Here is a 19,280-nt window from a genome sequence, read left to right on the forward strand (position 1 = left end):
GGTCGTGCATAGGTACAAACTCGATTCTATGTTAAACCGGTACGAAATATAGACCACTATTTGTTGATTGCTCGGTACTTCGCCTCGTTCGCGATGATCTTGTCGGCGTAGGGCCTGGTCTGAGTGATGTAGTCGCTGTACATGGTGGGGAAACCGCCTTCGCGTTGGACTGCGCCTTCACCGGCGTTGTACGCGGCCAGGTACAGCTCGGTCGGGCCGTTGGGAGCCTTGACCGATCCATCGGAGATCCAGGCGTCGATGGTCTTGGCGATGGTGCACATGTAGTCGCCTTGAGCCATGACGGCATCGGAAATCTTGTTCCTGTCACCGGAACCGGCGGGTCCGATCTTCTTTCCTTGCTCGTCGACGGCGTATCCGTACGTTGCCCAGGTGGAGTCGATGAACTGGGTGTAACCACTGGCGCCGGCCGAGTTGTAGCCGTGCTGCTGGAAGCCGGATTCCTGTTCGATCTGCGCGGCGAGCAATGACGGCTTGATCTGCGGGCAGATCGCCCCGGCGCGTTCGAGCCACGGCGCGAACTCTGGTGGAACCGAACCCGCGGCGAGACTGTCACCGAGCCCTGTCCCGGGAATGGTGCAATCGACAGCTGCTTTCGTGGCCTGTCCGGAGCCGCCGGGCAGCGATCCCCACTGCATCGAACCTTCGTCGAATCCGCCACCGCGAACGGTGATGTGGACGTGGTTCATGTGGTTTTCGTTGTCGCTACCGCGGTCGTCCATCTTGCTCGGCGCACCGCCGACCGGGTAGTACGTCTGACGCCAGATGGCGTAGTCGACGTTGAAGAACTCGGCGTTGCCCATCACGTAGTTGAGGACTTCGTCGCCGGTCGCAACGCCGGTGCCGGAACTGTAGTCCGGGATCATCGCATCGACGGCCTGGCCGCTCGGGTGGTCGGAGAAGCCGCCACCGTCTGCGCGCCAACCACCGAGGTTGTCGAGGCGATCACCGAACTTGAGGTGCAGAGCGCGGATCAGACGCTTGGTGTTGACCTGCATGTTCTGCTCGGAACCAGCAGAGGCAGGCAATGCCTGTGCCAGGTCCGCGCCTCCCGCTGCCGAAGGCGCCGACGGGGCAGGAGGTGCGCGAGGCCCGGAGGTGCTCGGCGTCGTCGAGTCAGCCTTCTTCTCCCCCGGAGCGGGTGAGGAGTCGTACTGCGGCTTCGGATCGACGGCAGCGCCGCCGGTTCGCCCACCAGGCCAGATTTCGAAGTGCAGATGAGGTCCGGTGGACTCTCCACGGTTACCGATGGTGGCAATCTGCTGACCTGCACGGACCTGTTGGCCCGCCTCGACGACGTAGGTGTCGATGTGGCCGTACACCGTCGAGGTCAGTTTCCCGTCGATGACGTGGTCGAGAACAACCCACTGCCCGAACCCGGATGCGGCACCTGCATCGGCCACCGTGCCGTCGGCGGCCGCGTAAATCGGCGTGCCGATCGGCCCCGCGAGGTCGATGCCCTTGTGCTGGGTTCCCCACCGCTCACCGAACGGTGAGGTGAACTCGACCAAGGCCGGATCGACAGGCTTGATGAACGAGCCAGGCGGGGCGATCATGTCGCCGCTGACAGCCGACGTCCCCGTACCTCCGAGGCAGTCCGTCGCCGCCTGTTGTTCTTCCTCGTCTTGGAAGAGGATCGCCAAACCCACAATCAGGAACATCGGGATCGCGACGAGCAAGGCGATCACGATCATCAGCAGTGATTTGTTCTCCGACTCCATTACTTCGCCGAACCCGCCCGCTGACCGCCGACGCCCAAACGAGCTTCGCGTCGACGATTCAGCTCAGTGGCGGCCGCCAACTCGAGTTCGAGTCTGCGCACCACTTCCCACGACGGTTGCGGGCGAAGTCCGGAGGCATTGACCCATCCACGGACCGTGGTCGCGGAAACGTCGAGGACGTCGGCTACGGCCGCGCACGCGGCGGTGAACGAATCTCCCGCTTCGATGCATCGCACGGCCGTAGCGATCGCGTCACTCTTGGTGTCTTCGTCGACGATCCGGTAGCGGCGACGTTCAGTGTTCATGCGGCGAACCCCTGGTTGCGGTCCTTCGTCGCTGCTTCGAGGCGTTCGTCGGTGTTGTGGATTCCCGACGCACGTTCGGCCGGCGTCACCCACACCTTGAACGGCGCACCGGGACGGTTTCCCTCGCCGAGCTTGAGCAGGAATTGCCCGGTACCTGCGGCGAGAGGACCAGCGATCACCAGTTGTTTGTCCGTCGAGACAACACCGGCCTTTTCCGCCGCTTCGCGAATCTTTGCCGCAGCCCGCCGGATCCGGGCATTCTTCTGATCGATCGGCGAATTCAAATCTGCGTCGTTGCTCCAGTTGGTCAGCATCGACTTCTCGGTCTGCGAGAAGTTCATGACCTTTTCCAAACGGCCGATCTCCACATCGGGGACCGGGCCGATGATGCGGGCGCGGCACCGCTCGAACAGTCCCAATGCGCCGGCCTTTTCGAGATCCTCGATCGAGTGCGTGACGAAGGTGATCGCTACACCGACCACACGCTGCAGGCGCAGCAATGCGTCGATACGGCCTGCCATCATCGGACGCTGGAGCACCTGCCACAGCTCGTCCATCAGCACGTGGAAAGCGAGGTTCGGACCCAGACCCGCGTCGGCGAGCACGTGCGCCGCCTCGATCGTGGCGAACGCTTCGTTCCATCCCGACAACAGGACCGAAGAACGCATCATCTCGTCGTCCTGCGGGACGCTGGACATGTCCAGGCACATCGACGGCTTGTTGACGTCCAAGCGGACGGTGGACTGACCGTTGAAGACCTCCCCAAAGCGGCCCTTGACCATCGCCCGCAGCGTGCGCCGCAAGCCTTGAATCGCCGCCAGATACTCCTGCTCGTCGTCGACGACTGCGTCGTCCATCAATTCCTGGTTGTTCGAGACGAGCAAGGCGATCAGGTTGTCCAGGATTGCCGGGTTCGTGGGGCTGAATCCCGCCCCGCCCTCGTCGTGAGGTGTGTAGAGCAGCCGGATCGCGGAGGCGAGCACCGTCAGTTCGAAGTCTTCGAGCCGCTTTCCGCGCACGATCTCGCACAACGCGCCCGTGATGTTTTCCTGCCGCGCGTGCAGCGCGTACTGCGTCTGTTGACGGCGAAGCTCCTGAACAGCGATTTCCTCGTCGATCTCGGCGAGAATCTCGGCGTCGTGCTCGAACCTCGCACGAGTACGCAGATCGTCGATGTGGCGACCGAGGTCGTCGATCGCGGCACCGATCGGACCCGGATCGAGTGGATTGATCCGTCCGATGCCGCCGTAGCCGACTTCGGTGACCTGACCGTCGACTGCTTCGGTGAGCTTGCGGCCGTCAGGCTTGACGTCACCTGGCCACAGCACCCGCACTCCGGCCGCGATGTCGCCCAATGCGATACGGCGGAGCAGTGTCGACTTACCGAACCCGTTGAGCGCGATGATCATGCAGGCCGGAGCGCTGATCGCTTTCGCTTCCTTGGCTGAGAGAGGGTCGAAGCACACCGGTGCCCCAGTGGCGAGATGTGGACCGAGCGGAGTGCCGAGCACCGGAGCGTTGGCGCCGACGATCCACGGATACAGGCCGGCGATCTGAACATTGGTTCCGCGGTATTCCACCGGCGGCATGACTGTGGACATCCGGCCACCGCCCGGCCCGGAAAACCCACGCGCGTCGAGCCCGAACACCTGTCGGTCCGACGAATCCTCCCGCGCCCGTTCGGATGCGGTGATCGTCGCCCGGCGGCTGTACTGCCGACGCACGAGCGTCGACAGCCATGCCTTCTGGATCGGGTTCGTCGCCGCAGCTTCCCGCGCTTCGAGCTTGGACAGGTCCTCGTCGGAGAGAACGCTGATCTTGGGCGGTTGGGACGACTTCGAGAGGTTCTTGTGCTTTGCCATGACGACCCCCTACACGCTGACAAACGACGGAATGGACGTGTGCTCAGGCGCGATGACACCGATCCCCATCGACACCCAATAGGCCGGGGACTGCCAGCAGAACGAGCGACGGATCGAGAGCTGACTCTGAATGGACAGGTCTCGCACCAGGTGATCGATCCGAGGAACATCCGAACTGCCGGCAGGCTGAGTGACCGTGATCAGAATCCCGAACCGTGTCAGACCATGCCCGCGAGCAACTTCCATCCGGGACTGCTCCGTCGCAGCGACCTCGAGCTTGGCCTTCGCCGTCACGATTCCGCGTCCGGTGTTCATCGCCGACGTCGCGTCGCGGTGATCGCGATTGACGATGTCGGTTGCATCAGCAGCCGAATGAGGTCGGTAGACGATCGCGACCCGCTTGAGAGGAACCGCAGGATTCACATCGCACAGACGCTTGAGAACACTCTCGTGAATCGCTGACTTCGGTGCCTCACGCATCTCCCACGTCACCGACACCGCACCGTCGTGCGTGAGCCGGTCCTTGCCCGCGATCTGAGTACGCGGACCGCAATCAGCCCAGGTCAGGCCGGTTCCTTCGCCGGAAAACAGAGCCTGTTCGATATTTTCCAGCGATGCCGGATCTACCGTGCGCCGGACCATACCGATGATTTCGTCGGCACTCATCGGCGTGCACGGCACGCCAGCGCGAGCGCCGGCCGCGGTGATCTGCGGCAGGCGCCGCGCGATCTCCACAGCCTGCTCGGAGGGGTCCTTCTTGCGGTCCGCGGTCTGCGCCTTGAACGTGATCGAAATACGGGCGCCGAGACGGATACCGCCCGTGGTCAACCCCTGCGAGAGCTGGTACATCGAATCGCGAGCCAACTGAGGAGCGTCGGCCCGGACCTTCTGGGAGACCGTCTCGCGCAGCTCGATTCCCGTGTTCGGCAAGGTCTCCACGACCGCGACCAGGGCCATGATGTCGGAAGTCTCGCCCATCATGGTCAACATCTGAGACCAGTTGCCCACCGCCTGATCGAGCACCGCCTGATCGAAGTTCTCACTGCCCTGCGGGTGCGCGTCCAACACCACGGTGTAGCCGTCGACCTGCGGCATGTGAAGCATCCCGAAGGGGCGATTGTTCGCATCGATCTGCTGGTACAGCTCGGTATCGGCGAGCACTCCCGGCGGCCGGTACTTCCCGCCGGGGATCCTCGAGAACGTGCCCGAGCTGTAGACATGCTCCCCGCGCTTAACCGAACGTCTCCACTGCCACATCAGAATTGCCCTTTCATATCCGCTTCGTCCGTCCCTCTCGATCAGCAACGGCACGAACGCAATTGCGAACACCACCGCAAAACCCATCGCCCACAGAAAGCCGATGATCAAGCTCGACAACAGGAGGACAACCACCGCGACGATGCCGATGATCGTTGTTCCGAACGTCGCGCCCGCCATGCCCGTCGAGCGGGGACGACGCCAGTTCCCGTACATCCGGTACTCGGTCATCGTTCGAACCCTCCGTTATTGGCTGGTGCGGCCCCGACCAGCGAGTCGTTCGCCGAATCGTGATCACGGGAACCTTCATCCGCACCGCCGGCACCCGACGACATTCCTTGACTCGTCGGTGTTCCGTCAGCCCCGCCCTGCACACCACTGCTCTGCGACGTGCCCTGACTGGTGGGTGTACCTTCGTTGCCGCCCTGCGCATTTCCCTGGCCGGGCGTGTCGCCGCCCGCTGTGCCGAAGTTCGCGGGCGCGCCCACATTGGCCCCGCCAGGAGGGCCTTGAGCCCCACTCGCGCCGCTCGTTGCTGCGGCAGTGCCTCCGCTTGCGCCCGCGGAAGCTCCGCCGGTGGCGATCATTCCGCCGACCTTCGCCCCGACCGCAGCAGCGCCTGCAGCAGCAGCCATACCGCTGCCGCCGCCGCCCATCGCTCCGACAGCCGGTGTGACCAAGCGCATCAAGGACGGGAGAACCAACGCTGCAGAGCACAGCAGCAGTGCGCCGATCAGCGCGGTCATCGCTCCGCCATTTTCGTCGCGAGAGGGTGCGGATTGCATGAAAAGCATTGCCGCGACGCCGATCACGAACGATCCGACGGGCTTGAACAGCAGGAATGCCAGTGTCCAGGCGATCATCTTCTCGTACGCCTGCGATCCGATCTTCGTGCCACCAGCGGCCCCGGCAATCGGGATTGCAGCGCAGATGACGACCAGCAGTCCCATCCGCATCAGCAGCAGAAACGCCATCACCAAACCACCGAGAATGCCGATGAAGCCGATGACGTACAGCAACGCCGAACCGCCCGGAGTGACGTAGACGCCGATCTGAATCATCGCGTCCACCAGTGCGTCCGGGTCGGATCCGACTGTGCCGTCGATGAACCACCTCGACACGTTGTCCGAAACGCGAGTGCCCAAAACGACGAAGAACCCGATCGACCCGGACAGAATCGTCGCCCGCGCCAATTGCTGAACACCTTCGGTAGATATGTCGCGGATAGTGCCGGATCTGGCCATCATCAACCGGATACCGAGGAACATCACCGACACCGTCAAAAACGCGATTTGGATGTAGTACGTGTACTCGGTGATCCGTCCGAGGGTCTCCATGAACGAAGATTCGTCCTGGCCGGGAATGGTGATCCACCAGCCCAACGCGAATTTCAGTACCGAGGCACCCGCCTCACCAAAACTCAGACCTGCAGTCTCGAAGGCCCCAGTCGCAGCCTTCTTGATCAGTGTCTGCGGCGCAGTTACTACCGCCTCGACGCCCTCCCCACAACTTGGTGTTTCTACGCCTGTAACGGCGCCGAGCACCTGGAGGCCCGCGTCGAATCCGGGAATCATGGCCGTGACCGCGCACGATCCAATGTCGACAGCAGTTCCACCCAAAGAGGGGTCCTCATCCTGGGCGAATGCAGCGGACGAAGATCCGAGCGCTGCAGCGAATGCCACGAGAACTACCAAGAGCACACGTTTCGCGGTGGAAACCGTACGAGTCACCACCATGACGTCCACCCGCCCGAGAAGTCGGGAAGGGCTTGCATGTCAGCACGACCCTTGGGTGGGATGACGGCGACCCAGCCGGTTCCATCACGCCACACCAGGTCGAGCCACAGATCCCGGTTTTCCGTACGGCCCGAATCGAGCTGCACGGTTGCCCCGAAGTGGACCCTCGCAAGATCTTCGTTGTAGTCGACCTTGATCATCTGAAATACCCGAGACGGGAACTTGTCCGGGGCTGCCCCGGGCTGGCCCGGTGCATTGGACTTGATGAGCTCAGGAAGGGTGTTGTTTGGATCGGACACAACACCGGCGTCCTGCATCATCTTCACCCGGGTATTTCCCGTGATCAGGTAGCTGAAGTAGTGGACTCCCGCCAGTCCCGCGCCTTGGGCCGTCCGGGAGAAGCCTGTGGCCACGCCACTGTCGCTGAAACCGGTTGGGCCATCGGAGGTTGAGAACGGAAGATGCATGTTCTCGTGGACCTGCTGGAGCATGACTCCGGACGGCGCAGTCGTCGCTGCACGTCCTGTCGCTGGTGAGGATTGCCGCAGGATGACCCCGTTCGTGTTCAACGGGGTGTAGACCACGCGGCCCTTCTCGTCGAAAAACGGATCTGGCGCGAACTGATCCTGTTCGACGGCCGCCGTCGGGCCATTGCCCTGATCGCCTGCCGGCACCAATGGTTCGTCACCGCCACGCACCGCGATGACAATCGAGAAGATCAGGCCGGCTACGAGAATCACGACGAGGATCGAGCCTCCCATCAGCCAACGGAGCGAAAGGTCTCGTCCGGAATCGGAGCCCGAATCCGTCGGCGCCGGCTCTTTCGGCGGTGCCTCGGTGGGTTGTTCACTCATCGACTCGTCCGTTCTTGATAGGAGGGGTACTAAATAGAATAGCGTGTTGCGGCACTATTTCCGCGTTCCTTCCAAATCGACCATGTCGGAAGGAATTTCCGTCAGCTCTTTTGCGCCTACCGCGTTCTCTGGGGTGGGGAGATCGAGCTTCCAATCGGTCTCGACCCAAACCACGTTCGTACGGGTGGAAGCCAACGAATCGTCAGGGAAACGCTGGACGACATCGACGGCAGCGTTGCTCTCGCTGTAGTTCTCGAACCGGTAGCCGAGAATCGACGGCGCCACCGAAGGGTCGATCGACCCCGTCGCCGTGATCAACGCCCGGTTGACGGCGAATGCGTCGCGGCCTTCACCAGCGGCAGCGACAACGGGAAGAACCTTGGGCCAGGACGTATCCGACGCTGTAGACAGCTGCACCGACTGACCGATCGCAGCGAGAGCAGCGCCCTGCGGTGTGTGGGAGAACCCGGTGAGTGGTTCCCAGATGCCGCTTCGGGGGCCATCCGCGACACCGACCGGCACCAAGATCCCGTTCAGACTCGACCACGACGAAATCTCCGGCGCTGCAGTCAAAGACACCTCCGGTACGTCGTTCTCCTCCGGTGAGCTGCCACACCCCGCCAGCGCCAATGCCGCCACGGCGACCGATGCACACGCAAGAACTCGCATTACTTCTCCTCTTCTAGCGGGGGGTATTTCTGCTGAATCTCGTCGACCAGACTCGGTTTCTCCGGTGGAGGGCCCGAGTTCTCCGGGATACGGCCCGCGTCGATGAGGACGACCGCGAGACCGATCGCGGCGGCGCTCGCAAGCACCCATCCGGTAAGTGCGGCCGCGAATTCCGCGATCGTCGGAGACTCCAGGCCTGCAGTGTGCTTGTGGTCCCACGCCATACGGGCGCCGACGAACATGATCTTTGCGATGCAGACCGCCGCCGCGATTCCCGCGATCCATCCGAATGCCGTGCTGATGTCTTTGGTGACCTCTTCGGGCAGTTCGACTGCCGCCAGGACAGCCACTGACGCGCTCATGGAAAAACCACCTGCAAAATCCACAGGGTGGCACCGGACATCAGAGCGCCAGTACCGAAGCCGACCGCCAGTTTGACGTTGCGGCCCGGAACGTGGCGGTCCTTCTCGTGCAGAATCCGGCGACCTGCTGTGGTGGCAAGCATGCCGAGCATGACTGCCATGACCGCCACCGAGAGGCCGAGCCACCCCCAGAGAACCCAGGGAAGGATATTGAGGAACTTCACAGGAGTCACGGGAGGTAGGCAGCCCAGGCAGTCCGGGGCGGCGGTCATGGCGGACATCAGGCGGTGACCGCGTTCAGGATCGTGGTCGCGGATCCGGCGATCACTGCGCCAGCGAGGGAACCGATCAGCATCTTCACGGCGTCACTTTCGCCGCGGGACCACTTCTCCCAGGCAAACTTTCCGCCGGAAACGATCACGGCCGCAACGCAACCGAACAGAACGATCCACAGGACCCAGTTCAGGATGCGGAGGAAGCCGTTCGCTCCGGGGGGTAGTTCGGCGTTGACGTTGAAGTCCACCGCGAGGATCGCGGTGTCGTAAATGGTGTGAACCATGGGTTTTCCTTTCGGGGTGGGAGTTCAGTGCCCGGAACGCAGGTCGGGAAGTGAACGCTGAATTTCTGTGAGGATGCCGATGCCGGCAGCGATCACATCCGTAGGAACTGCATTGGTTCCCTTGGTCTGTTCGGGCAGCCCGTCGAGCGGATGCCAGCGAGGGAGAGCTGTGAGAGCGGCGGCCGCGAGGAACTTGTGCCATTCGATCCGCCAGTGCGCTCCTGCTGCAGCGGAAACGATGTCGCGGTACTGGCGCACGCTCTTGTCGAGCGTTGGCGACGCCGCAACCGTGACCAGACCTAACAGCCGGGAGGACAGTTCGCGTTCCTTGTGACGGACGATCAGCTCGTGTGCTGCCTTGAGCCCGTCGCTGGTCTCGCGGGCGACGATCACCACGTACGGCGACTCCGCCTCCACGTCGGTGCCGCACGGCCACTGACGGTCACTGTCGCCGGTGAAGCTGAGCCACTGTGCCAGCGTGGACACTCCGGCACCGCCTTTGGAGCCCATCAGCCACACCGCAGGACCGGGACGGTCGACCGACATCGGAGCTTCGAGAACATCGCCTGCGCTCATGCCATGCGTCCTTTCTGATCGGAGTTCTCGGCTGTAGCAGGGGCTTTGAGGCTGCCGAGAACATCGAGCGCGTCCGTCCACGCATCGAGGGTCGAGGCAGCGAGTTCGCGGTGGTCGATCACTCCCGGACGAGCGAGAGCCGGATCGAACGGGACCTCGACGAACCCTGCGATCTGCGGAGTCAGGGCCGCCCGGATCGGAGCCAGCTCGACCGGTGACCTCGGCATCTGGTGGGAGATGACGACGATGGTGTCTTCGAGGGTGTCGGCGCCGTACGTGGTCATCAGCCACTTCATCGCTTCGCGCATCCGGCTCAGCGGTTCTGCCCGGGCCGGTGCCACGACGACGAGAGCGGCACCGGAGTTGATCAGCGGCGCCAGTCGCTGGGAGCGAAGCGCTGTGCCCACGTCGTAGACGCGGGCAGTGTCGCGGCTCTGGAGCAGCATGTCCACCAGCGCGGGATCTTGGCCCTGACTGACCGGGGAGCGGCCCACGACGAGCATCCCAGAGCTGGTCTCAGCCATGTGTGAGCCGAAGACGTCGATCGAGCGGGAGGCGTTGACTGCGCGGAAACGGCTGCGATCGAGCAGGTTTCCGCCATCGCTGGTCGAGTCGACAGCGGTGACGTCATTGCCGGTGCCCAAGCGTAGGGCGGTCGCCAGGCCGAACGTGGTCGTGGTGGTCGATGCGCCACCGGACCCGGCGACAACCATCGCCGATACCTTCTCCGGCTCAGCGACTTTCGGTGCGCGTCTGATAGGGACGACGTTGCTCATGCGGGGATCTCCTCGAGTGTGGCGATTTTCAGACCTGAACCGGCATCGGCGACGGTGATGCGCTGTTTGGTGCTGCCTTCGGTGCCTGCTTCGGTGCGCAGGAGCAGCTGAACGTCGAACACGTTCGGGGTCGGTGTGGCAGAGATGGTCAGGCAGTGTTCGGTGCCCAGAGCGGCAGCAGCGTCGATCGACGCCTGCAGGGGCGGGAGCGGTTGCGGGGTGACGTACATCGACGACACCTTCGCCGCGTCACGCTGGACGTAGTACGCGTAGTCGAATGCCTGGATCAGCCCAGGTCCGGAGGTTTGATCACCGGCTCCGTTGCCGACGACCTTGCCGCCTGCCGACGAAGGAGAGCACCAAGCCGGGGCTTCGGCGATCGTGGGGCCGGCAGTCTTCGACGAGGACGGAAGCGGCGGCGCCGCAACCTCACCCCCGTCATCGGACCCGCCGAAGACCACGGCTGCACCGCCGATCACAACGGCAATGACCGCAGCAGCGGCACCGCCGAGCAGCCACGGACTACGCGAGCTGTCCGACGAGTCGCGCACCGTCTTGACCTTCGGAGGCTTGCGCACCTTCGGAGCTTTCGGTTCCGGAGCGATCTGCTCGGTGGGCAGCTCAGCCGTCTCGACTGTCGTCCGTGCAGGTCGTCGCGGGATGCGGCCGGAAATGCCGCGACGCGTGGACTCCGGAGCGGTGAGCGGTCCGCGAGGAATGTGTGCGCGAACCCAATCCGGTGCCCCGGCATACGGATCGTCCTCGTCGCCGCCGAGAGCGGCGGCACTGTCCTCATCGAAGGTTGCTTCTGTGGTGGTGTCCTCCGCTGCGCCGTAATGCTCGACGACCGGATCCACCGCCGCGTCAGGGACGTACACCGGAAGAACCGTGGTGACGTCCTGATCGACGGGGAAGTCCCTGACCTGCGAAGGTTCGCTCTCGTACTCGATCGGTTCGGTGTCGATCCCGACGAGCGGAAGCATGACATCGTCGTCGCCGGCATCGTCATCGGTCGTGTAGTCGGTCTCGTAGTTTTCCTGCGGCACAGGGAAATCCACGTCACCGCGCATCCCGATGTCGTCATTCCCGTAGTGCTCGAGCACATCAGGGAACAGTTCGTTGTCCGTGCGATTGTCCGTCGCCATTTTTCCTCCGAAGTAGGTCGGCGAGGGCAGGATCAAGTCCTGCCCTCGCCAGTGGCTCACGCCGGGATACCGGCACCGATGGCGTCGGCGATCATTCCGAGCGGCAGGCCGGGGACGGCCGTGTTCGCCTGGAAATCGGTCACTGCCTGGTCGAATGCAGCCACAGCACCAGCGCCGCCGGGCACCGAGGTGACCGCGTCGCGGATCTGCTGATCGACAACCGGTGCCGAAGCGACGGTGTTGCGGACCGTGTCAGCGGCCGCGGTGCCGACCGGCGGGCTGGCCGACCACTGATCGAGCACGGTTTCGGTCTGCTCCGTGATCGCAGGCTGATCGACATCAGGGATCTCGAAGTCAATCGGCTGACCCAGATCGCCTGCACCGTAAGCAGATGCAGCGAGAGCGCCACTCGCGCCGCCGACCACTGCGCCACCGATCGCGGCAGGCACACCGAGCACAGCAGCGCCGATACCCGCGCCGGTCGCGGTTCCGACGACGCCTGCGGGCACAAGGCCGATCGGGCTCAAGATCGGTGTGAACAGGCCGACAGCCGAAGTGCCGCCGATGGTTCCACCGACCAACGCGCCGACAGTGGCCGCGGGAACACCCGCCGCTGCGGCACCTGTAAGAGCACCAGCGGCAGCACCACCAACCTGCGCGGCGGCGAGACGTTCCGCCTCATCGGCGTCGATGCCGGTCGAACGCCAGAAGTCGGTCACCTGAGCTTCGATGACTGCGGTCTGACCGTTGGTCTTGTCTGCGGTGTCCTTGGTGATCCAGTTCGGGCGATCAGCGAGGTAGCGGCCGAAACGGATCTTGTCCTCGGGTGCCTGAATCGGCGCGGTGAAGGTCTCGAGCTGCGTCGGAAGGTGGATCGAGCTGTAGTCGATCGGTGCAACGTAGTTGTCGTTGTTGCTGTAGGTCGGCGCGACGTACTCGTTGGTGTTGTAGTCCCAGTTGTCGAGCGGCCGCGTCGGCTGCTGGGTGTACTCGACCGGCGCCGGAACCCAGGTCTGAACCGGAGCAGGAGCCGGTGCGGTGGTCGTGACGCCGCCCTGCGTGGGAGGAGCCGTTGTGGTCACGCCGCCCTGTGTGGGAGGAGCTGTCGTGACGCCGCCCTGCGTGGGTGCAGCGTTCGCGACGCCGCCGAATCCGGCAACCATGACTGCAGCGGTGATCGCCGTAGTTCCGGCGACCCTCACGATCCGGCCCTGTTTAGTGTGCTTACCCATGATTTTCTTTCCCTTCGGTGGATGAATCTGTAGTCAGGCCGGTCTGTGGTTCCGTCGACGTGGCGACGGTGGTGGAGGTCGCTGCCGACGGCGTCGAGGTGGAGCTCGACGATGTAGCGGCGGTCCGAGAGGTTGTCGGTGTGGCCGGCGGCGTGGTGGTTCGAGTGGTGCTCGTCGAGGACGTGGTCGACGACGTCTTCGAGCTGGAAGAGGAAGAACCGCCGGTCTTGAGGTCAGCGGCCGCAGCGGCGAACAGCTTCGCCACGTAGTCGGTCGGAGCAAGGCCGGTCGAGGTCGCCGACGCCGATCCGTACGAGCCGTGAGCGGCCTGAACATTGGAATACTTCGTCAGCGCGGCCAGGTCGAACAGATCCTTGTTCGCGTTCACTTCGCCCTTGACCAGGTCAAAGGTCTGCTTGACCACACGCTGCGTAGTGGCCGGCGGAATGAGGTTGACCACCGCATTGACCGTCTTCGCAGCGATGATGCCGAACGCCGCCGCCGGATTCGCCAGACCCACAGCAGCGACTGCCGCGATCGTTTCCGGCGTGATGACCTTCTTTGCGACCGTGACCACGGCATTGACCGCAACCAGGCCGACCTTCATCAACGCCGAGATCGCTTCCTTCCCGGTCGGTGGGGTGGCCCGCGGATCGGAGCTTTCCGCCAATCGCTGCGAGAGGGTCTTCTTCGGTGTGATCGACAGGTTCTCGATCGAGTTCTTCGGAACCGAGATGTCCTCGTTGATGACATCGACGGCCGTGTTGAACGCAGTCGACGCGAGCGCCAGTCCGATGCTCTGCACCGCGACGAACGGGTCGCCGCCGACCTCTGCCTGACCTGCGACATTCGCGACGGCGCGAGCGATCGGAGCATTCGGCGGTGCATCACAGGCGAGGTCGCCGGTCTCGCACCACATCGACACCCGACCGCTCAGCGAGCCGAAGCTGGCGGCGGTATCAGCTGTCGGACCGATACCGCCACCTGTCGCCGTCGTGACCGTGACCGCTGGCAAAGCCTTCACCGCTGCGCCCGACGTACCGGGAACCGGTGATGGCGTGGTCTGCGAGGTACCGGGGAAAACACCGGAGCCCTCCGAGCGGGTCGGCGACCCGAACAACGCGCCTGCAGCGATCTTCGCCGCTGGTACAGAGCTGATCTCGCCCTTGCCGACCTTCTCGAGGAAATCCGAGGCAGCGTGTGCGCCCTGGCTGTAGCCGACCACCGCGAGCTTGGTCGAGCCGCACGCACTGATGACCTTCTCTGCAGCGGCCTTGAGGTTGTCCTCCGCCGTACCGACGGACACGGCGTAGGACTCTTTGCCGCCGGGTACCGCGCCGCCGAACCCAGCCGGGTACGGAACGTACGCACGATCGACGGAAGCGCCGAGCTGGCGCGCTTCCTCCATCAGCGGGGACATGACGTTCGAGAGCATCCCGGTATCAGCCTTTACAGGAGCATCCGGCGACGACTGCCCGGTGCCCTGCATGCCGAGGACGTACAGCTCGGGGCAATTCGAGACCAACTGATCGAGCCAGCTGGTCTCTGCCTGTGCGGGAACGACATTCGCACCCACACCCACGGCGACTGTGACCGCGCAAACGAGCGCGGACGCAGCCACGCGGCCGAGAGGCCGGCGGGCGCTCACCGTTGGTGAACTCTGATCCTTCTTCATCCGAAACCTTCTAATCTGGTTGTGGGCCAAGGTCTTTACCTCGAGATTTGGGGTGCTCGTCAGTCGGGCAGGCGCCCTTTCACGAAGTGACGAAAGATGGTGGAGGAAGTGGGAAGTTGTGTGTGGCCGACGGCGCACACACGGAAGAATCCGGAAACCGGCACGCTGACACAGACATGTCCGGGCTTGCGGCCAGGACAACTAACGACGCTGGCGAACAACGGAATACAGCGTTTGGAGGTGGGGGCACCCGCCCGCTCTCCGGGCAGGGAGAGCGAGGCGGATGCTTCACGGACCGCATCATCAGGCAGCGCATGGGTCGCTGGACGATGGGCCGAGTTCGAAGCGGCGGAGCCGCCTTCAGACATGGCGAGACGCCCGACATCCTGGTCAGTGGAAGCGGGATCGACCTTGTACTGAGTTATATGGGTGGAGCAGGTGTTTTGCGCAGAGTTGTTCCCCACGACTGCCTCCGGCTGGTTGCGGTTTCAACCAGATCGCTTAAGCTCGAAGGCCTGCGGTCTGGGCGCCCTTGTGCGTGCTGCACTGCGGGCTGAAAGGGATCCCAGAGGCGGAACGCGACGCCAATCACAAGTCCGCTTCTGGGGTTTTCTGCACGACAAGGACCGGCGCGATTCAAATCGGGCCGGTATTCGTCGTGAAGTCGAGTGTCACGAGCAGGCCGAATGCCGCTCTGTGCATGAAAAATAGTCAAGACGCCTGCCCCTGCCCGGGAGAAATTGGGCACGCCTGAATACAGGTGTGCCACTCGCGTGGTGCTGCATCTGGAACCGACCTCGACAAGATCCAGGAAACCCCCGGGAGGGAGCGCAGGTGAATCGTAGACCGCGCGGTTTGTAATCGGCAACCCGTACGAAGCGCTCACGATGTCCTCCTCCCTTGTCATAAGCCCCTTGACCTCGACTCTTGCTTGGTACTCTTTTATGAATTACCAATATAACACCCTATTATTCTAAACACTAGTGTGTAGAAGCGAGACGAAGGGGCGACACAATGACTCACGGGGATGGATCTCGAGAGCTTGGAGTTGGAGTGTCGCGAAGTGCTGTTCGAGGCTTTAGTGCTGCCAGGTTGCGGCGCTATCGGCAGGCACGCAAAGCGACGATCGAGGATCTTGCGGATGCAGCAGGGGTCTCGGCGCAGACGGTTTCAGCATGGGAAACAGGCCGAGCAGCACCGACTCCCGAGCTACTGGCCAAGGTTGCGGCAGAATTGCGTCTCACGGTTGCAGACCTGGTTCCCATACCAAGCGATCAGCTTGGCCTGAGTGATCTGCGTGTTCAAGCAGGCATGACCCAGGGGCGGGCCGCGGAAGCTCTCGGAATCTCCGCGACGCTCCTTGGTCGGATCGAAAAGGGACGGAAGGAATTCGACGACAGCAGGGCGCAGCAGCTTGCGGACCTCTACAACGTCGCAAAAGCGCTGGTCGGAGAAGCCTGGCAGCGCGACCGCGATAGCCGCCAGGCGCGAGCGACACGCTTTCGGGATTCCTAAAAATTCTCCCTATAATTTCGTCGAAAGAATAAACCGCAGATCCCGTACGGCGTGTCATCCCACCGATTCCGTGATGCGGGCGCAGGATGAACGTGAACCTGGCGCAGCATCGTCAGGTGGAGTGGTCCGGAATCGAAAGGAGAAGTCTGATGCCTACACCTAGCAAGGGTGACCGCACTCGCGTATCCACCCGTGTACCCAAGGCAGTGGACGACGTACTTGAGCGTCGATGGAGAGGCGCGGGAGCGAGCTCCAAGAGTCAGTTCCTCGCGGATCTTCTCGCGATCTACGCGGGCCACGAAGAGCTTGTTGTCGAACTTAAGCAGGAGGTATTGCCGCTGACTGCGTAACGAAAACTCTTCTCCGGCAGGAGAATACGAGATAATTTCACACGCTTTGCAGTTGCACGAAACCCCCTAGAAATCGAAAATCCCCCGGCGGGCAGGCCGAGGGTTTCGAAGTGGGTGAGATTCGAGTTGGTCGCTCTTATCTCGGTCGTGCGATTGCGCTTCCCCGAAGGGACTGTCTTGCTGGACAGGTCTCAGGGTACATCGCACCCTGTTGCAGATTCAATAACTGACTTTTCGCGTGTCTTGGTGATGGAGCACGCGCCCACATCCGTACAACGCCCGTACTGCGGGAGCAGTCCCACCCGGCGTCGATACGGCACAGCCCGCGCACCCCGCACCGTCCGCGGGCACGTACGTGGGCATCAGTGCCGCTCGCTCACGCCCATGTTCATCAAGGCCCTTGGCGGTCCGAAGGAAGCATGCCGGCGGTACTGCCAGATGCGGCTCGACCTTGGCGACGGTGCGTACAACGGCATCCCCATCTGGCAGGGCGCTCAGCACTGGGTCGAAATCGTGGTCCGCGAGGCATATACGGCCGAGTACAAGAACATTCGTCCCGCCCTGGTCGAGACGACAGGCGGCGGAATCAGCCTTAAAACTCTCCTTGCCGTTGCAACAGTCATGGCGTCTGTCGCAGAGTTCGACACCGGACGCGAATCGCGACTCTCGCTCGACAAGACCATCGAACGCACCGGCAAGAAGAAGCGAACCGTTCAGCGAGCCCGTCAGGCCCTCAAACTGCTGCGAGTAGCCACCGAAGTCTTCCGCGGCCGACTGCGCCGGAAGAAGGGCGAACGGCAGGGCTCGTATCGAGTGGGCGACAAGGGCCGCGGATGGGCATCAGTCTGGGCACTTCACCCCCGCAAGCCTGTGGATAAAACCCGCGTCTACGTGGACGGATCTATAAAGATGGCACCCCATCCCCGTAGGGGTCATCTTTTGTCTCCTACCTCTCGTAGAGAGGTTCTTAATACAAAACGATCTGTGGATAAACGAGCCGCTTCGCGGCGCAAGGAATCCAAGGCGGAGGTCGAGAAGGCCGAAGGCGTCCGGAAAGGCCTGTTGCTCGCATCCAGGTGGCTCAGCAACCCTCGAACTCCCGTTTGGGCGAGGCGACACACCCCCCGGGGTTGGGCTCCTGCACTGGCCGCCTCTGCGGCACATGGCTGGACCGCGGCTGACTTGAACGACACGATCGACGCCTGGGCGAAGGCCCAGAACATGGTTGCGGACCCGAAGCATCCGATCGCGTTCATCCGTTGGCTCATGAAGCAGCAGGATCTCGCTTTTGCCCCCCACGTACTTGCTCAAATTGCCGCTGACCAGGAGAAGAACGAACGTGAACGCCAAGCAGCGGTGTTCGAAGCGGAACGCGGCCGCTACGCGTTGGCTGCGTCCGAGGACTCGATGGGTCGGCAGTCTGCTCGTTTCGTCGCTCGCCGGGCGACCGACATCGCCCGCCGCCGCAAGCTCGAATCCTCGGCGCGCGAAAATGCAACGCAACCTGTGTGGATCACGCACCGACAGATCAGCGATTGAAGTGATACCACTGATCGGCCGATGCGACCGGTGCTGCGAAGACGCAACAAGCGGGGACGCGACCCCTGGTTCAGCCCTGGTCTGCGGCCGGTGTGATCTGGACGAGCGTCAATTCAGCGTGTGGCGGGCGGTCCTTCAACTGGAACGGGCGCACGATGACCGACGACTTGACCCACTCACCATCGAAACCCTGCAGGCGCACGACGCCGGCAGTTTGAGGTGGCTCACCGTTGTTGACGCGCTGTCCGATGGCTTGCAACTGAGGAAGGTCTTCCGGGTGTACAAACGGCCCGTTCAGGTGCGCGTACTGCCACGACAACCACTCCGGAGCGCGACCAATCCACAGCACAACAGAACCGCGCTGAGCCTCGAACAATGCGATATGCACGTTCGATCCTTCCAGGCCCTCCTGCAGTCCCATCTCTGCAAGCGAAGGCATCGAAGGCTGATACACGTCAGAAAAGTCGTGATAGAGAATCCTCACCCCCGTGCAATCCGGCGTGGGGCGCAGTACGGCCTGCCACTGCATAGCGTGCCCGTCATCGTGTCTGACCGAAAACCACGTGCTGAGCACCATGTCAGGCTTCGGTGTCAGCGTGATCTCGAGGAATTCTTGCTCTTTGTCGAACTTGATAGCTCGGTTGATGTAATCGGAGGACAGCGCCGTCGGCACCCAGTCCTCCAAGCGAGAACCCGACATCGCGCCCGACTCCCACGTCTGATGGATCAACCATTCGGTCGTCGACCAGTACACGCCCGAGGTCAGTCGACGTTGAGGAATGCTCTCGTCGGGGTCTCCGATCCACAGGTGAACGCCGTGCACGTCGCCGAATGGACCGATAACCGGCCAAGCATAGAACCGCCACGACTGGTTCACCTTCTTCGAACGAAGCACACGGTCGAAAGGCTCACGCGTCTGACGAACGTGCTCGACGATAGGTTCGATGAGGATATCGACTGCTGGTGAGACATTTCGGCGGATAGACACCAGTCCTTTGGCCTCATCGCCGGACGCAACCAATGTCGCGACGCCCTCTGCCAGAGTTTCGATCAGGTGCCACTTACCCATGAGCCTGCCCATCCACGTCGTGTGAGAGAAAGCCGGAGTCTATCGAATCGGACAATCGTG

Annotated in this window: 19 protein-coding genes; 3 read left to right on the plus strand and 16 right to left on the minus strand. The window is 62.9% G+C overall.

The features are described 5' to 3' along the window. Positions 1-56: 56 nt before the first annotated feature. From ABH939_RS28825 to ABH939_RS28895, 15 genes are read right to left on the minus strand one after another with little or no spacing between them, the layout of a single operon-like run. A complete protein-coding gene (locus ABH939_RS28825) occupies positions 57-1,739 on the minus strand; it encodes a peptidoglycan DD-metalloendopeptidase family protein (protein WP_404650504.1) in 1,683 nt (560 codons plus the stop codon). Further along, entirely contained in the window at positions 1,739-2,044 is a 306-nt protein-coding gene (locus tag ABH939_RS28830; protein ID WP_404650505.1) for a hypothetical protein, read from the minus strand. The genes ABH939_RS28825 and ABH939_RS28830 overlap by 1 nt, the downstream gene beginning before the upstream one ends. Beyond that, positions 2,041-3,906 (minus strand): ATP-binding protein, encoded by a 1,866-nt coding sequence (locus tag ABH939_RS28835; protein ID WP_404650506.1) that lies wholly within the window; start codon positions 3,904-3,906, stop codon positions 2,041-2,043. Before ABH939_RS28835 ends, ABH939_RS28830 begins: the two co-directional genes overlap by 4 nt. Before the next feature lie 9 nt (positions 3,907-3,915). Next, positions 3,916-5,394 carry an SCO6880 family protein gene (locus ABH939_RS28840; RefSeq protein WP_404650508.1) on the minus strand — a complete coding sequence of 493 codons (1,479 nt, stop codon included), beginning with the start codon at positions 5,392-5,394 and terminating at the stop codon, positions 3,916-3,918. Further along, positions 5,391-6,899 carry a hypothetical protein gene (locus ABH939_RS28845; protein WP_404650509.1) on the minus strand — a complete coding sequence of 503 codons (1,509 nt, stop codon included), beginning with the start codon at positions 6,897-6,899 and terminating at the stop codon, positions 5,391-5,393. The genes ABH939_RS28840 and ABH939_RS28845 overlap by 4 nt, the downstream gene beginning before the upstream one ends. After that, positions 6,890-7,753 (minus strand): hypothetical protein, encoded by an 864-nt coding sequence (locus ABH939_RS28850; RefSeq protein ID WP_404650510.1) that lies wholly within the window; start codon positions 7,751-7,753, stop codon positions 6,890-6,892. The genes ABH939_RS28845 and ABH939_RS28850 overlap by 10 nt, the downstream gene beginning before the upstream one ends. Positions 7,754-7,807: 54 nt before the next feature. Then, positions 7,808-8,422 (minus strand): hypothetical protein, encoded by a 615-nt coding sequence (locus ABH939_RS28855; protein WP_404650511.1) that lies wholly within the window; start codon positions 8,420-8,422, stop codon positions 7,808-7,810. Beyond that, complete coding sequence (locus tag ABH939_RS28860; RefSeq protein ID WP_404650512.1) at positions 8,422-8,784, minus strand: hypothetical protein; 363 nt, start codon at positions 8,782-8,784, stop codon at positions 8,422-8,424. Before ABH939_RS28860 ends, ABH939_RS28855 begins: the two co-directional genes overlap by 1 nt. Next, a complete protein-coding gene (locus tag ABH939_RS28865; RefSeq protein ID WP_404650513.1) occupies positions 8,781-9,065 on the minus strand; it encodes a hypothetical protein in 285 nt (94 codons plus the stop codon). Before ABH939_RS28865 ends, ABH939_RS28860 begins: the two co-directional genes overlap by 4 nt. Continuing rightward, positions 9,065-9,343, minus strand: a complete 279-nt coding sequence (locus ABH939_RS28870) for a hypothetical protein (RefSeq protein WP_011331190.1) — start codon at positions 9,341-9,343, stop codon at positions 9,065-9,067. Before ABH939_RS28870 ends, ABH939_RS28865 begins: the two co-directional genes overlap by 1 nt. 24 nt (positions 9,344-9,367) lie before the next feature. Continuing rightward, positions 9,368-9,919: a hypothetical protein gene (locus ABH939_RS28875; protein ID WP_404650514.1), complete on the minus strand. Its 552-nt coding sequence runs from the start codon at positions 9,917-9,919 to the stop codon at positions 9,368-9,370. Then, complete coding sequence (locus ABH939_RS28880) at positions 9,916-10,695, minus strand: hypothetical protein (protein WP_404650515.1); 780 nt, start codon at positions 10,693-10,695, stop codon at positions 9,916-9,918. The genes ABH939_RS28875 and ABH939_RS28880 overlap by 4 nt, the downstream gene beginning before the upstream one ends. After that, positions 10,692-11,840, minus strand: a complete 1,149-nt coding sequence (locus ABH939_RS28885) for a hypothetical protein (RefSeq protein ID WP_404650516.1) — start codon at positions 11,838-11,840, stop codon at positions 10,692-10,694. Before ABH939_RS28885 ends, ABH939_RS28880 begins: the two co-directional genes overlap by 4 nt. Positions 11,841-11,896: 56 nt before the next feature. Beyond that, positions 11,897-13,072 carry an insoluble domain protein gene (locus ABH939_RS28890; protein WP_404650517.1) on the minus strand — a complete coding sequence of 392 codons (1,176 nt, stop codon included), beginning with the start codon at positions 13,070-13,072 and terminating at the stop codon, positions 11,897-11,899. Further along, positions 13,065-14,747 (minus strand): cutinase family protein, encoded by a 1,683-nt coding sequence (locus ABH939_RS28895; RefSeq protein ID WP_404650518.1) that lies wholly within the window; start codon positions 14,745-14,747, stop codon positions 13,065-13,067. The genes ABH939_RS28890 and ABH939_RS28895 overlap by 8 nt, the downstream gene beginning before the upstream one ends. Before the next feature lie 1,053 nt (positions 14,748-15,800). On the opposite strand from ABH939_RS28895, the gene ABH939_RS28900 reads away from it, so the two are divergent. From ABH939_RS28900 to ABH939_RS28910, 3 genes are all read left to right on the plus strand, one after another. Beyond that, entirely contained in the window at positions 15,801-16,262 is a 462-nt protein-coding gene (locus tag ABH939_RS28900; RefSeq protein WP_404650519.1) for a helix-turn-helix domain-containing protein, read from the plus strand. A gap of 149 nt (positions 16,263-16,411) precedes the next feature. After that, positions 16,412-16,612 (plus strand): toxin-antitoxin system, encoded by a 201-nt coding sequence (locus ABH939_RS28905; protein ID WP_404650520.1) that lies wholly within the window; start codon positions 16,412-16,414, stop codon positions 16,610-16,612. A gap of 438 nt (positions 16,613-17,050) precedes the next feature. After that, the gene (locus ABH939_RS28910; RefSeq protein ID WP_404650521.1) at positions 17,051-18,151 is read left to right on the plus strand and encodes a replication protein; all 1,101 of its coding nucleotides are present in this window, start codon (positions 17,051-17,053) and stop codon (positions 18,149-18,151) included. Positions 18,152-18,221: 70 nt separating this feature from the next. On the opposite strand, the gene ABH939_RS28915 is transcribed toward ABH939_RS28910, so the two are convergent. After that, entirely contained in the window at positions 18,222-19,220 is a 999-nt protein-coding gene (locus ABH939_RS28915; protein ID WP_404650523.1) for a GAF domain-containing protein, read from the minus strand. Positions 19,221-19,280: the final 60 nt, after the last annotated feature.

It is taken from the genome of Rhodococcus sp. 27YEA6 (genome assembly GCF_044908235.1).
GTDB classification, from domain to species: Bacteria; Actinomycetota; Actinomycetes; order Mycobacteriales; family Mycobacteriaceae; genus Rhodococcus_F; species Rhodococcus_F qingshengii.